Origin of the sequence: Micromonospora tarensis, assembly GCF_016803395.1 — a bacterium.
GTDB lineage: Bacteria > Actinomycetota > Actinomycetes > Mycobacteriales > Micromonosporaceae > Micromonospora > Micromonospora tarensis.
This window is the reverse complement of sequence record NZ_JAEVHL010000016.1, coordinates 15668-30136: the sequence shown is the minus strand read 5'-3', so window position 1 is coordinate 30136 and position 14469 is coordinate 15668. Positions and strand designations below refer to the sequence as shown.

Annotated in this window: 6 protein-coding genes and 1 pseudogene; 1 reads left to right on the top strand and 6 read right to left on the bottom strand. The window is 70.4% G+C overall.

Features of this window, described 5'->3' with window-relative positions; all coding sequences use genetic code 11:
* Positions 1-340 precede the first annotated feature (340 nt).
* The 6 genes and pseudogenes from JM949_RS05920 to JM949_RS05900 form a co-directional block, all read right to left on the bottom strand.
* Positions 341-511: pseudogene (locus tag JM949_RS05920) on the bottom strand (nucleotidyltransferase domain-containing protein); the annotation flags it as partial.
* A gap of 100 nt (positions 512-611) precedes the next feature.
* Positions 612-6800 carry a S8 family serine peptidase gene (locus JM949_RS05915; RefSeq protein ID WP_203147430.1) on the bottom strand — a complete coding sequence of 2063 codons (6189 nt, stop codon included), beginning with the start codon at positions 6798-6800 and terminating at the stop codon, positions 612-614.
* Between the two features lie 13 nt (positions 6801-6813).
* The gene (locus JM949_RS05910) at positions 6814-6966 is read right to left on the bottom strand and encodes a hypothetical protein (RefSeq protein ID WP_203147429.1); all 153 of its coding nucleotides are present in this window, start codon (positions 6964-6966) and stop codon (positions 6814-6816) included.
* Positions 6967-7046: 80 nt separating this feature from the next.
* Entirely contained in the window at positions 7047-8408 is a 1362-nt protein-coding gene (locus tag JM949_RS36540) for a helix-turn-helix domain-containing protein (RefSeq protein WP_238432663.1), read from the bottom strand.
* Positions 8405-10000 (bottom strand): ATP-binding protein, encoded by a 1596-nt coding sequence (locus JM949_RS36535; protein ID WP_238432662.1) that lies wholly within the window; start codon positions 9998-10000, stop codon positions 8405-8407. Before JM949_RS36535 ends, JM949_RS36540 begins: the two co-directional genes overlap by 4 nt.
* A 171-nt stretch (positions 10001-10171) precedes the next feature.
* Complete coding sequence (locus JM949_RS05900; RefSeq protein WP_203147428.1) at positions 10172-13357, bottom strand: penicillin acylase family protein; 3186 nt, start codon at positions 13355-13357, stop codon at positions 10172-10174.
* A gap of 553 nt (positions 13358-13910) precedes the next feature.
* Between JM949_RS05900 and JM949_RS05895 the strand changes: the two genes are divergently transcribed.
* Positions 13911-14345, top strand: a complete 435-nt coding sequence (locus JM949_RS05895) for a hypothetical protein (RefSeq protein ID WP_203147427.1) — start codon at positions 13911-13913, stop codon at positions 14343-14345.
* Positions 14346-14469 lie beyond the last annotated feature (124 nt).

Sequence of the window (14469 nt, the reverse complement as noted above, 5' to 3'; positions counted from 1 at the left end):
TCTGACATGACCTCTTACTCTCCGGGAAGCGCGTTGGCTGTGGACCGTATGGCCGGCTTTCATGCTGCCCACCGATCGGCGTGCGGCGCCGCCTTCGTCCGGCCAGGAAGCACTCATATCCGGACAGGCGAGACCCAGCCCTGTGCTCCACCACGCGCAGCACCACCTCGCGCCACCGGCGGGCCCCGACATCTGTCGACCACCGACGCGCACCGACCCGCGTGACCCGAAGACGGCGGTCAGCCTGGTCGAGCAGACCGTCCATCGGTCGTCTCGTCGGTGGCGGCGCTGGTCAACGCCGTTCGGCGCAGCCGGTTGCTCCCAACCCGCTTCCCCGGTCTCAGCCGAGAAGGGCGACGTGCTCGTGGCTGGGGAGCTCACCCAGTCGGGTGCGCACCACCAGGTCGTGCAGGGCGGCCACGGCTGCCGGGTCCACGCGCTCGGGCAGCACCGAGGCGTCCCGGGCCGCCTCCAGCCCGCTGCGCAGCCGCGGCACCTCAGTGGCGAGCCTGACGCACTCCGGCCGCACACTCTGTAGTCGCGGTCAGAGCCTCCCCGGCGATTCGCACCGAGGAGGCTCTGACCACTGTTGGCGGACAGGTCCGGCTAGCTCACAGGCGCGGGTCCTGCTGAACCTTGAGGGCGTTGAGGATCGGGTCGCTCTCGCCCTTTTCGCGGCGAAGCTCGATCGTCAGATCGCCACCGGCGTGCTCGACGGTGGCCGTGTTGATGTCCGCGGTCAGCGCACCCACCTTCGCCTGCACGTCATGGTCGTAGAGCACGACCTTGCCGTCGGCCAGGACATCGAAGGCACGCTTGCCGGCCTTGACCTTCTCGATCTCCGCGAAGTCGAGGGCGATCCGGTATTTCCCGGCGGGCGCGTTCCTGAACACGTAGCTGAACGTCTCGCCGGTCCGCTGGGTGCGGAACAGCGCGTCGTCAGCGGTGCCGGCGATGTCGGCAGTGGTGGCCCGCGCCCTGCCGCCGACGTGACCCCACGGCAGCGAGCCGAGCTGCTGGTCGGGCGACCAGACGAAGCCGTCGACACCGACGTGCCCGGACCCGCCCACGTCGACCCCCTTCCAGTACGCCGAGGTCGCCAGGCGGACCGACTTGAGCTGGGCTTCGCCCTTGCCGGCGTTCGACGCCACAAGGACGTCGCCGACGAGCACGCCGGGCTCGACGCCGGCGTTGTCGGCCGTCGCCGTGACCGTGGTGGACGTGCCGGCCGCGAGCGTCACCGTGCCGGTCGCCGCCGCGCCGGTGAGGGTCAGCCACGGAAGGTCGGCGGCCTCGTGCCCGCCGTCGCTGGTGCGTTTCTGCTCGCTGATCCGCACCTCCAGCGGGGCGGAGCCGGTGTTGGTGACTGTCACGTCGGCTGTCGCCTTCTGGCCCTTGTCGAGGAGCCAGTCGAGGTCAGCTCCGGTGACGGTGGCGACGCCCGTGGTCAACGCCGTGTCGACCGTCTCGGCCTGATCCTTCCTGACGATGGTCACGGGGTGGCTGGCGGTGACGTAGTTCGGCGCGTCGACCTGCACGGTGTTCCCGCCGACCAGCGCCTGGGCCTTCCACCGGCCCTTCGCGTCGGTCGTGATGACCCGCTCACCGGCCGGCCCCTTGAGCGTGACGATCGCGCCCTCGATCGGCTTGCGGTCGTTCGCGTCGGTGACCGTGCCCTCGATCGTGCCCGCAGCCGGAAGGGTGTACTCCAGCCCCAGGCCAGCCTTCAGGATCGGCTGGTTGAAGGAGTGCTGGCTCGCGGGGTTGCGCGTCAGGCTCTCCACGCCGACCGTCGCCGACGACCCTCGGGTGAGGGGGTTGTCGCCGCCGACGCCGTCGCCGTACCCGATCTGGATCCGTCCGTCCGCGATCAGGGTGACCGAGAAGCTCACCCGGGCCGTCCGGTCGTCGTAGAAGGTGGCGTTGCGCCATTCGATGACCTCAGCGGCCAGCCCGTCCACCTCGGTTTTGCCGAAGTAGATGCCGGCCTCGTCGTCGACGATGAGGTCGTCCCAGAGCGGATAGATCGCGTCGATCGGACCGGGCGACGGCAGTGCCGTGTTGTTCCCCAGCGTGCTGGCGCGGTCGAAGGCCAGCGTGCCGTTCGTCGTCACGCACACCCCATCCCAGGTCGTGTCGTAGAACGGGAACACGAAGCTGGAGTCGAACCACAGCACGCCGCAGACGTCATCGCCGTGCCACCCGGACTCCTCCGCGCCCTGGCGGTAGAGCCCGTCGGTCACAGTCATCGAGTACGAGCGGCCGGCGGGGGCCACCGGTACGGTGCCCGGCTCCGGCTGCTCGGGCTGGGGATCCGGCTCCGCCGCGTCCGCGCGCGGGTCGAGCGTCACCCGCAGCGCGGCAATGGTCGGGGCCTTCAGGCCCTTCGAGCCGCGCAGCTCCACGGTCAGCGGACCGCCCTCGTGCTGCACGACGGCGGTGCGCCAGTCGGCGGCGTTCGGCCCCACGGCCGCGGCCGGGTCGTACGCGTACTCCGTCAGCGACCCGTCCACGAGGACGTCGAACACCCGCTTACCCCTGGCCACCTTCTCAATCTCGGCGAACCCGAAGTCGATCGCGTAGCTGCCCTTGGGCGCGTCGGGAAAGCGGTAGAACAGCGATTTCTCCGCCGTGGTGCGCTGGGACTGGAACAGGGCGTCCTCAGTCGTGCCGTCGATCCCGGCCTTCGTGGAGGTGATCTTCGTCTCCCCCTGGTAACCCCACGCCGTCTTGCCGGCGGCCTGGTCGGCGGACCAGGTGTAGCCGGAGCCGTCGGTGAACGACGGGCCGCCGGCGTTGACGCCGACCTGGTACTTCGTGGTCGTGAGGGTCACCGGGACGTAGGTCTTGGACTGGCGTCCGGAGTCGGACCGCAGCACGATGTTCGCGCCGAGGACGCCCGGCTTGCTGCCCTTCGTGGAGATCGAGACCTTGACGGTCGTCGACTGACCCGGGGCGAGGGTGCCGCCGGTCGAGGAGAGCGACAGCCAGGGCAGGTCGGCGAGCAGGTCGTCCTCGACGTCGACAAGCACGACGTCGTCGGCGACCTGGTCCGCCGCCCACAGCGCGCCGGTCGAGTCGGTCTCGAGGCCGCCGCCCTGGCCGGCCTTCTGGCCGGGGAACCACCACGCGTTCACCAGCGAGCAGTCGTCAGGGTCGACCTGGAGCAGGCGGGTGGGCCGGTTCGAGGTGAGGTCGGTGTACCAGATGGTGTCGGACGCCTGGTTGTAGGCCAGCCCCATCACCTCGGGCAGCGGTGGCGCGCAGAAGGACAGCAACGCACCCGCGTTGTCGTGCGACGTCCCGGCGACGGTGCCGATCATGCCGTTCGCCCGGCCGCCGACGTAGAACACATCCTGGGTCGGGTTGTAGGCGAGTCCGGTCAGTTGCAGCGTGGACCAGTCACCCTTGATCTGCCGGGTCTCCTTCCCGGTCTGCCGGTTGAAGCAGTGGATGAAGCTGGCCGGGCTGTCCTCCATCTGGCACATGTCACCGGTCCTGGTGTCGAGCGCCATGTCGAACGCCCGGTACCCGGGGTTCCACGACGCGTCGAAGACCTTCCCGGTCGGCTTGCCCGTCACCGTGTAGGCGGTGTTGGTCCGCTTGTTGTAGTCGTGGACCCAGACGTCGCCGTCGTACCCGATGCCGGAGGGTTCCTTCTCCGCGATCGTGCCCGGGATGGCGATCCGGGTGAGGACGTCACCGCCGGAGGTCGCGCCAACCCTGCCGGCCGCCTGTGCCTCCGCGGCGGGCGCGGTTGCCGCCTTGCCGTCGACGGTCGACGGCTTCATGCCGCTCGCACCGGCCTTCCACGCGGTGAGGTCGATCGTGCTGGCCGCGCCCCTGCCGGTCCGCCCGGTGGCGCCGGCGGCGTCCAGCTCGGGGTGGCGCGCGGCCTCACCCAGGTTGTAGGTGAGTGGCGCGGATCCGTTGTTGGTGAGCGTCAGCGAGCCCACACCGTTCTGGTCGGTGCCCAACACGGCGTCGAGGCCGTCGGCCTTCAGGCCGGCGACACCAGTGGTCAGCCGCGCGTCGATCTTGGCGCTCGCGTAGAGCTTGTCGAGCGCGAAGGGGTACGCCGCGGTGCGGTAGTTCGGCGCGTCGACAGTCATGGTGTAGTCGCCGACCGGGAGCTGGCGATGCACCACGCCCGTCCCGTTGGTCGTGACGGCCTCGACCAGCCCGGACTTGTTCGTGAACGAGACCTTGGCCCCGGCCACCGGCAGCCCGTCGTTCTCATCGACGACTGTCGCGTCGAGGTACCCGAAGTCAGGCATGTCGTAGGTGACGATCATCCCGTCTCGCAGCACCGGGGCGCTGTCGGAGAACCGGATGCCGTCGACGCCGGCCCAGCCCTGGATGCCGGTGATGGCGTGCGCGCCGGCGGTCACCGGGTCGTCCGTGCCGATGCCGTCGCCGTACCCGAAGATCACGGTGCCGGACCGGGTGAGGGTGGCCGAGTAGCTGACCGGCTCCGTGTACTCCGTCCGGTCCGGATAGGCCCAGAGCTTGGCGTCGCGGAACTCGACGACGAACGCGTCCTCGCCGTTGACAGTGGTGGCTGCCGTGAAGACTCCCCCGCCGGGGGCGAACTCGACAGGGGTTTGGGCGTAGAACGGGAAGACGCCCGCACCGCCGGCGCCGGGTCCGGTGCCGGTGTCCGGGGAGATCACCCCGCGCAGGCTGACGCCGAGGGTGTCGTGGCTGCCGTTGTAGAGCGCGATCGGGAACGGCAGCTTCACCGTCGCCCACACGCCGCTGGTGAACGCCACCGGGTCGGTGCCGCGCAGGTAATCGCCGTCGGCGACGGCGCAGCTGTAACCGCCCTTGTCGACGACGAGCCCGACCGGGATCTCGGCCGACTCGTTCTGCCCGCCGACGGTCAGCGGGACGGTCGTCGGCGAGAAGCAGGCGTTGGGCTTGACCCTCAGCTGGTACCCGCCCTCGGGAACAGCGGTGATGGTGAACGCGCCGTTGGCATCCGTGCGCACCGGCTTCAGCGGCGTGTCCGCAACGGAGACGTCGGCGTTCGGGACGGGCCGCTTCTTGTCGTCCACCACCCTGCCGCTGATGTCATGCCTCGCGGCGGCCGTGAGCGGCAGCTTGACGGAGGTCTCCTGGCCGAGCGACACCGAGACGTTGGCGGTCGCGGTCAGGTAGCCGAAGACCTTCGTGCTGAGCTGGTAGTCGCCGACCGGGAGGTTCGTCGTGAACCGGCCGTCCTTGTCGGTTCCGATCGACCGACTGAACGGCCCGCTGATCGTCACCTCGGCGGCGGAGACCGGAGCGCCGTCGGCGGTGACGACACCGGTGAGGGTGCCACCCTTGCGGGGCGCGAGTTCGAGCAGGCGAACGAGGTCGAGCCGGCCCTCGCCGTACTTGTTGTTGATCTCGGCGGTGCCGCCGCACTCGGTGTCGTCGACGTCGACCGCCGACTCGCCGAGCAGCCGGCGGGTCTCCTCGACCTGGCCGATGAGGGTGGGGTCGTAGCTCCACAGCGCCGCGACGGCACCGGCGACGTGGGGTGACGCCATCGAGGTGCCGGACATCTCGACGTAGCTGTTACCCGGGTAGGAGGAGAGGACGGCGTCGCCCGGCGCGGAGATCTCGGGCTTGATCCGGCCGCCCTCACCCTCACCCTTGCGGGAGAACAACGCGAGCGTGCCGTCCGACGCGTAGGCGCCGACGGAGTAGGCACTCTCGGCGGAGCCGGGCGAGGAGACGGTGTCGCAGGCCGCGTACGGCGTGGTGTTGCCCGACGACCAGACGCTGAAGATGCCCGCCGCGCTCCAGGCCTCGTCGATGGCCCGGAAGAAGTCGTCGAAGTTGTGCTCGACGGTCTGGCCCCACGAGTTGTTGACGACGTGGGGGCGCTTGGACGGGTCGGGGTTGTTGCCCTGGACGTCGGTCGGGGCGAGCAGCCACCACCCGGACCGCAGCAGTGACTCGACGCCGTTGCTGTCGCAGCAGCCGTTCGTCGCGATCCACTGGGCGTCCGGGGCGACGCCGACGTGGTTGGTGCCGTCGTCGCCGACCATGGTGCCCATGGTGTGCGTGCCGTGTCCGTTGTCGTCGCACGGTGCGCCCGTGCACGCGCCCCGGGTGGCCATCCAGTTGTAGTTGTGGTCGATGGTGCCGTCGGGCTTCGTGCCGCGGTACTGGTGCGTCAGGGCCGGGTGGTCGAACTGGACGCCCGAGTCGAGGTTGGACACGGTGATGCCCGCGCCGGTGGCGCCCATGGCCCACGCCTCGGGGGCGTGGATGGCGTCCAGACCCCACGCGACGGTGCCCGCCTCGGCGGTGGCCTTCGGGGCGGCGGAGCGGGTGGCCCGGTCGGTCGGGACCTTCTGGTCCACCGGCTCGACCAGCGCGACCTGCGGCGTCGCGTGGAGCTCGGCGACCTGCGCCCGCGACGCCACGTCGAGGGCGAGCTTTTCGGTGCCGCCCTTGACGAGCACGGCGTTGGCGATCGGGTACGAGGTGTACTTGACGCCTGCCCTGTCGAGTTCGGCGGAGACGGAGGCCAGGGAGTCCTTCGCCGCCGCGGTCAGCGCGTCGTAGACGAACTGACCACGAGCGGTCCAATCGGCGATCTTCTTCGCCGGCCCGAGGTCGGCGCTGGTCTCGAACGAGATCCAGAAGTCGGAAGCCGGCTGGGCGCGGAAGCGATCCTTCAGGCTCGACGTGATCTTCTTGGCGGCCGTGCCGGGATCCGGCTCAGCGGCGGACGCCGGCGATGGCTGAAGCATGCTCAGGCCGACCACAGCGGCCAGCGAGGCCGCGAGGGTTTTGAGTCTCATCTGGGTCCTTGCCCTACAGGGGTTGATAGGGGTCGTGGTTCGGGTGGTCGTCGGCACCGTCGGCCTCCGGGGCGTCGGGGGCGCTGACGCGCGGCTCGCGGAGCGGCTCGGAGGGTGGCTGGTGCTCGATGGCGGCGTCGTCACGCGCGACAGGTCGCTCAGGCATGCATCGCCCTACGGCTATGGATCATGCAGCCATGCTCGGCGGGTTGAGCGGCCTTAGCTATCCAGCGGATACGTCAATTTTCACGACGGGTCATCGAGGGAGTCCTCTTCCGCGAACACCCCGGCCTCCACCGCCTTGACCGCGAGCGCGGTCCGGGAGGTCACCTTCAACTTGCGCATCGCCGCGCGCAGCTGCTGATCCACTGTGGCCGGAGACTTGGCCAGAATCCGGCTGATCTCCCGGTTGGTCTTCCCGGCGACAACCAGTTGGACCACGTCCAGCTCGCGAGGCGAGAGCTGGTCGCCGTACCCCCGTCGGCCGCCGCGCCACAGTCGCGGAACCTCGACGCCGTGTTCGCGAAGCCGCTGTGCGACACGGTCCGCGTCGCCACGGGCGCCGAGCCTGAACAGTTGCTCGTACTGTGCGGCCAGCAGCGCCCGGCCGGGTTCGAGCTGGCCCTGCGCGATGAGCGCCTCGGCTTGACGCTCGCGGGCGAGCGCGGCGTCGTAGGGGCGTGGCAGCGCGCTCCAGGCGCGCGCCGCCCGATCGTGTGCCGTCGCCGCGCGGGCGTGGTCTCCAGCCGCGGCGAGCAGCAGGGCACGACACCCGGCGAGCGCGGCGCGGGGCGCGGGCGCGGTACGGCCACGCAGTCCTCTGGCGAACTGGTCGCCCAGGCGTGTCGCGGCCTTCAGGTCGCCGGCGGCGAGGTGCGCCTCGATCCGGGCGGGGACGAGGTCCGTCGCCCAGATCCAGATGCCCTTTCTCCGGACGGTGTCCATCGGCTCGTTGGTGATCTGTAGCGCCCGGCCGCTGTTTCCGTCCGTCAGCCAGAGTTTGGCGAGCGCGGCGGCGGCCTCCATGGTGTCGTCGGCTGCGCCGAGACGGGCGGACTCCGCAAGGACCAGGCGGAACTGCTCCTCCGCGGCCCGCCGCCGTCCGGCTGCGGCTGCCAGCCGGGCCGCGAGCCGGATGCTGCCGAGGTAGTGCGCCGGCCGGTCCCGGTCAGCGTCGGCGAGGGCGGCGCTCTGTTCCGCGAGACCGTCCCACCGGCCGGTGAGCCACAACAGGTTGGCCTGTTCGAGTCGGACGTTGTGCCGCAACCGGGATGCCTGCTCGGTTTCGGCGAGGTGCATGGCCACGGCGAGGTGTTTGTCCGCGTCGGCGTACCGGCCCCAGATCAGCGCGCCGGTCCCGACGTTCGCGTGGATGCGGGCCACGTCGAGACGCTCCGCCGAGGTCGCCCCGTCGACGGGCAGGCCGGCGACGACGTCCCAGGCCTCCTCTTCGCCGAGCATGAGCAGCGCCGCGGCTCGGTTGCCGGCCAGGTTCAGCCGCTCCGCGGAGGAGTCGAATTCGACGGTGAGTTCAGCGGCGCGATCCAGCCAACGCCGGTGGGTCGACGCCGGCCACGGCCCCGCGTAGGCCCAGCCGAGGTAGGTCATCGCCCGGGCGGCCTCGACCGGATCGTGGTCGAGGCGGCCACCGCCTGCTCCAGCTCGCTGAGCGCGGCCTGCGCCTCGCCCCCGGTGATCAGGAGCCGGCCCAGCGGGTTGCGGATCTCGGCCTGCTGGCGGGCGGAGAGACCGGGAGTCTCCAGCACCGACCGGAGGGTACGGATCACCCGGTGGTAGACCTCGTCGACCGGTTCACGACGGCCCAGTGCGGCGACTCCGGCGATGCGCGCGACCCGTGCCCGGTCCACCGGCGGCAGCACGGCCCACGACAACAGATCGACGAGTAGATCGACCGCCTTGGTGTGGTCACCCGAGGCGATGGCCAGCTCGGCGCCGTGCTCGGCGTACCGCGCCCAGGACCGCGTCTCGCCCGCCGCCCGGAAGTGGTGGGCAAGGCGGGCCACCGGCGGCGGGTGGATGTGCTCCAGGGCCCGGCCGGCCAGCAGGTGGACGTGTCTGCGGTCGGTCAACGGGATCGCTTCGTAGACAGCCGTGGCGGCCAGCACGTGCCGGAACCGCCACTGGCCGCGGTCGTCCGCGTCCAGGACACCGGCGGCGGCGGCCTCCGCGACAGCGCTTCGGCACGCGGCTGGCGACAGGCCGGCGGTCATCGCGATGGTGGCCACCGATGACCGCTCGGCCAACGTGGCCGCGGCGCGCAGCACCTGCTGTGCCGTCGGCGACAGACGGCCCACCCGCTCCCGGGTGGAGTCCCGCACCGTTGGCGGCACCCGTAGCTCGCGTAGCTTCAGCCGGACCCACTGCCCGTCGCGGAAGACCAGGTCGGCACGGTCGCACATGAGGCGAACCGACTCCTCCAGGGCCAGCGGAACACCGCCGGTCCGTTCGTGCATGAACGTCGTGAACTCCTGCGATATCGGGTTGCCGTCCAGCATCGAGGAGACCAGTGCTGCCGTGTCGTCGGGTCGCATCGGCGCCAGGGCGATCCTCAGCTGGGTCACACCGGCGGGCAACCGGGACGTCAGCCGCAGCAACAGCGACCCGTCGTCCACCTCCTCCGGCCGATAGGAGATCACCAGGCTTGGCCCGCCGGTCTGTTGCCGGGAGGTGACGAACAGCAGGAACTCCAGGGTCACCTCGTCGGCCCAGTGAGCGTCCTCGAGCACGAGAACGTCGACACGCAGGGCCCGCAGCAGCTCGTCCAGGGCGCGGAACAGGCGATGCCGTGCCGCCTTCGCGTCGTCCAACTGTGGCAGTGCGGGCGGCAGGTCCGAGGACCATTCAGGGAACAGGGGCCGTAACGCACCCGTGAGCTCGGTGAGCCGCAGTCGCGACACCGGGCGGTCGATCCCACGGAACGCGTCGACGATCGGCCCCAGGGTCAGCGACTCGCGAAGCGGTGGGCACACCGACACCAGGGCGGTGCGCTGGTCAGGCGCCGCCAACCACTCTCGCAGCAGTCGGCTCTTCCCGATCCCCGCCTCGCCCTCCACCAGCACGATCGCCGGTGGCCGGGCCAAGGCGCCCCGCAGCGCCGCCAGCTCCCGATCACGGCCCACGAAGTCCGGCGAGGAAACAGTCGGTGAAGTCCCGTCGTCCTCGGGCGAGGGGTCGAGCATGCGTGATGATCTCTCTTTTCGCTGTTCGGGCGCAAGTAGTTGGCGGCGACGGTGGCGTGCCCGCGGCGGAGCACGTGGCGTCCTTGGCGCTTCGGACCCGCCTGACGGCCCGGGCGCTGCGCACGCCCCGGAGGGGTCGACGAGTGTTTCCGCCGACCCCTCCGGGCGAGGTCACTTTCCGTACAGCTCGAATTCGTAGAGCGAGAACCCGTACGAGGTGGCCCGCTTGACCCCGTACACCCGCACGTAGCGGGCCGTGACCGGGGCGAAGGTGGCGTTGTCGACGCCGCCGTTGCCGGTCGTGGTGGTGAAGATCGGCGTCCAGGAGCTGCCGTCGGCGGAGACCTCGATCCGGTACGAGGTGCCGTACGCGGACTCCCAGCGCAGCACCGCCCGGCTCACCGTGCGGGTCGCCCCGAGGTCCACCCGGAACCACTGGTTGTCGTTGTAGCTGCTGGCCCACCGGCTGCTCAGGCTGCCGTCGACCGCCTTGTCCGGGGTGTGACTGGTCAGGAACTGGGTGCTCGACGCGCTGGTCGGGCGGCCCTGGGCCAGGTTGGTGACGTCGTCGCCCCGGCGCGCCGGGAACGAGACGACCTGCTGGTAGGTGGGGCGGTTCTGCCAGGCGATCAGCGGATGGGTGATGCCGCCGAGCCCGGACTGGGCGATCGAGTCGGCGCACCACTGGTCGCCGGCGGAGCAGGACTTGTCGCCCGGGTAGACAGTGGTGGCCGGCAGCGCGGCGGCCTGGCCGAGCGTGTCGAGTAGGGACTGTCGGCACGCGCCGAGGTTGCCGTTGCCGCAGTACGTCCGGCCCAGGCCGCCGGCCACCGGGTCGCCGAGCACGGTGCGCAGGTCCTTGTCGACGTAGCCCCACCAGCCGTACTGGAACGACGATCCCTTGTGGGCCTGACCCTGCGGGGCCCAGCTCGCGGTGCCGTCGCGCCGGCCGTTCTGGCCGCCCGACGGCGTCTCGTTGACCTCGATCGCGTCCACCAGCGCGGCGTAGAGGTCCGGCCCGAGACCGGGGCGGAACTCCGCCGAGGCCAGCAGCGGCCACCACGCGTCGAAGATCCGGATGGCGTCGGCGTGCTGGTAGACCTTGGAGCCGGGGGCGGTCTCCACCCGCCGGGCGCCGGACTGCTGCCAGGCCCGCAGCTTGCCCACCGCGTCGGCCAGCGCCGGGTCGGTGACCGGCGTACTGTCCAGCACCCGCAGCAGGTCGCCGAGGACCTGCTGGCCGCGCAGGTCGGTCACCGCCGCGTCCGCCATGATCTTGACGACGTCGGCCCGGCCGAGCTTGCGCTGGGCGATCGCGGCGCGCACCGGGCCGTCGAGGAGCTGACCCCGGTGTACGGAGCCGAAGCTGAAGTTGCCGTCGGCCGCCCCGAAGTCCCGGGCCTGCTTGTTGTTCCAGCTGACGTAGTAGTCCTGGTTGACCGACTGCGGGTGCCCCGACGCCGGAGCGTAGGTGGCGTCGTTGGTGTCCGGGTTCCAGCCGGCCCACTCGTACGCCGGTTCCGCCTTAGCCGGCAGGTTCGGGTCAGTGCCGGACGACCGGACCGGGTTCGCGCCGGAGTTGTAGTACGCCGCCTCGGTCGAGTTGACGTAGAACCAGTTGAACGCGTACCCGACGCTGGCGGCGGACGCCTGGAACGCCGCCGCGCTGCCCATCGCCGACGGGTCGTTGTACGCCTGGAAGCCGATCGCCGAGTCGGCCTCGTGCCGGTAGGTGGAGCGCAGCTTGGTGAACGCTGTCGGCTGCCCGTTCACCAGCCCCCGGTAGGCGACCAGTCCGTACCTGGTGCGCAGCGCGCGCAGCGTGTACGAGCCGGCGGGGGTGGAGTCGGCAAGCGTCGGCGACCAGGAGTTGCGCTGCTCCAACGCCTCCATGGCGAGGCACTGTCCGTGGTAGAGGTAGCGGTTGGTGCGCAGCGTCGGCGCGCTGCCGTCTGTGGTGCACAGCGGCACCGCGTAGGTGTCGGTGAGGTCCTGGGAGGCGGAGGTCGCGCTCCACGCGTAGTCCTGGCCCCGGCCGAGCAGCACGTAGAGGTTGAGCCCGGCGAACGCGGCACCGCGCGCGCTGATGCCCGGCCCCTGCAACTCCTGGAGCATCAGCAGTTGCGGCGCGAAGTAGCCGGTCTGCGGGCCGAACACGGCCACCGGGTTGCCGGTGGTGGTGTGCCGCCCGGAGACCACCACCGCGTTGGACATGCCGTGCGCGCGCAGGTTGGCCAGGCCACCGAGCAGCCCCTGGGTGGCGGTGCTGGCACCGGCGCGGGCGGCGGCCCCGCCACTGGCGTCGTACGCGAGGGGTTCGGCGACCACCGAGTTGGCGTCGGGGAGCACCGCGCTGGTCGCGCCCGGCGGCGTCGCCCCGTACGGGAAGCTCTGCCCGTCGTGCAGTGTGAGCACGGTCTCCGGATCGTTCTGCGACCGGAACGCCGTCCACACCCGGTCGCCCTCGGTGGCCCCGTACCTGGCCCGGGCGGCCACCCGGACCAGGGCGGACTGGATCTCGCTGCCGCCGCCCCCGCCGAAGAGCCCGCCGACGACGCCGGCGGTGGCGATCAGGTCGGTCATGGTGAAGTGCGTCGGCTTGCCGGCGCCGGCGAGCACGTACTCGCCCGGGTAGTTGTCGTCAGCGATCGACTTGTCGATGTAGGCGTTGATGCCGGCGATGTAGTCGACCACGTCGGTGTAGAGCTGCTGACCCCGGGTGCCCTTGAGGCGCAGCGCGTCCACCTGGGCTTGCAGGTCGGCCTCGGAGTAGGGCGAATTTGCCCAGATGCTCTGCTCCAGCTCCCGGTTGCCCGGTGCGCCACCGGCGAACGAGGTGAGCGTGCCGCGACCGGCGTGGCGCAGCAGGTCCATCACCCAGAGCCGGTCCTGTGCCCCGGCGTAACCGGCGCCGAACATGGTGCCGGCGCGGGTGGTGCCGGTGACGTGCGGGACGCCGGTGGCCTTGTCCCGCACGATGGTGACGTCCGCGCGCGGCGAGACGGTGCTCTCGACCTGTGCCGCTGGGACGCCGAACGAGGCGTCGTTGTAGAAGTGGGCGATCTGCTCGTCGGTCAGCCCGGCGTAGTTGTAGACCAGGTTCGCGTACTCGTCGAGCTGGTCGCTGGAGTGCGCCGGGCGGGTGCCGAGCGCCTGGTGCGCCAGGATGGCGACGAGCGTGGCGTTGCCGTTCTGCCCCGGGGGCAGGATGTCGGCGCACTGGCCGAGGCAGTAGTCGTTGGCGGCGAAGGTGGTGGCGGCCAGCGCCGGTGACGACGGGGTCACCGTCAGGACGCTCGTGGTCAGGGCGGCGGCGGTGAACGCCGCGAGCCGGTTACGGAGAGCGGGACGAAGCATGGCGATCCTCCGGGGACGCGGAGTCGGGCCGTTCGGTCACGCCCGGCTGCCGGTGCCGACGTCTCGCCCTCCGCGCCCGGGCGTTCCACCCGGAGGTGAGAATGACTCATATCGATCTCCGGGCAATGATCGGCGCAGCGGCGCCGTCCGGGATAGCCGTCGTTCACCACGCGCCAATGTCGACGTTTCGCCGCCTTTCGGCATGGAGGGATCGTCGGCAGGAGCGATTCGGGTCGCCCCTTGGGTCCCGCCGCGAATACCGGCCGATGGATCGCCGGACTGTGGATCGGCTACGGCGGGGAGATGGATGTGAACACCGGCCGCCGGGGCAAGGACCGCACAGTCGGCCGCATGCCGTCCGGTCAGGACGTCCACCCGCCGACTTCCGATCACCGATTTCCACCATTCCGCTGTAGCCAGCTTGTCACACTTGCGACAGGGGTGGCGATAGCGATCAATACATGAAGCCTGATATCAATTATTGAGCATCGGTGCAGGCTCGCGCAAAACCAGAGGCAAGGTCGAGACGGGGAGGACCAGAATGCCAAACAGGGTGCGCATTTTCGCCGGAGTTTCGGCAGCGATCACATTCCTGGCCATGTTCGCGCCAATCAGTGCCGCACACGCCAGTGCGCCCAACGACGCGACCTCGGCTCAGGAGCAGGGCACACCAGGCCTGACGAACGACGGCCGTAGCATCGTTATCCAGTCCTGCTACGGCAACGCGAAGAGCTACGACGCCTACAACGACTATTTCTACTGGCCCGTCACCGGGTACGCGAGGACGACGACGGCATGCAGTGACATCAACATCAAGCCCACCGACCGTGGCATCTACGTGGCAGTTTGCTTCCGACGCACCGGCACGTGCAACGGCTACAAATGGGCGGCACAAAACAGCTGGACAGTGATTGCCACGAACGTTCTCGACGGTACGGACTACTGGCTGGACTTCACCGGGGTAAGCAGAGGGCAGGTTGCCGCCTAACGCTCCCTGAGCGGGGTGACAGAGATCGCGGATAACGCCGTCGACGTTCAGAAGAATTGTTACCAATGGCCCATGGATGGCCCCACCGCGCTTCGTGGCCCTGGGGAGGGACAGCAAAGGCCCT

Coding starts and splice junctions, on each gene's coding strand:
- JM949_RS05900 (WP_203147428.1), bottom strand. CDS start 13,357: ATGCTTCGTCCCGCTCTCCGTAACCGGCTCGCGGCGTTCACCGCCGCC.
- JM949_RS36540 (WP_238432663.1), bottom strand. CDS start 8,408: ATGACCTACCTCGGCTGGGCCTACGCGGGGCCGTGGCCGGCGTCGACC.
- JM949_RS05915 (WP_203147430.1), bottom strand. CDS start 6,800: ATGAGACTCAAAACCCTCGCGGCCTCGCTGGCCGCTGTGGTCGGCCTG.
- JM949_RS05910 (WP_203147429.1), bottom strand. CDS start 6,966: ATGCCTGAGCGACCTGTCGCGCGTGACGACGCCGCCATCGAGCACCAG.
- JM949_RS36535 (WP_238432662.1), bottom strand. CDS start 10,000: ATGCTCGACCCCTCGCCCGAGGACGACGGGACTTCACCGACTGTTTCC.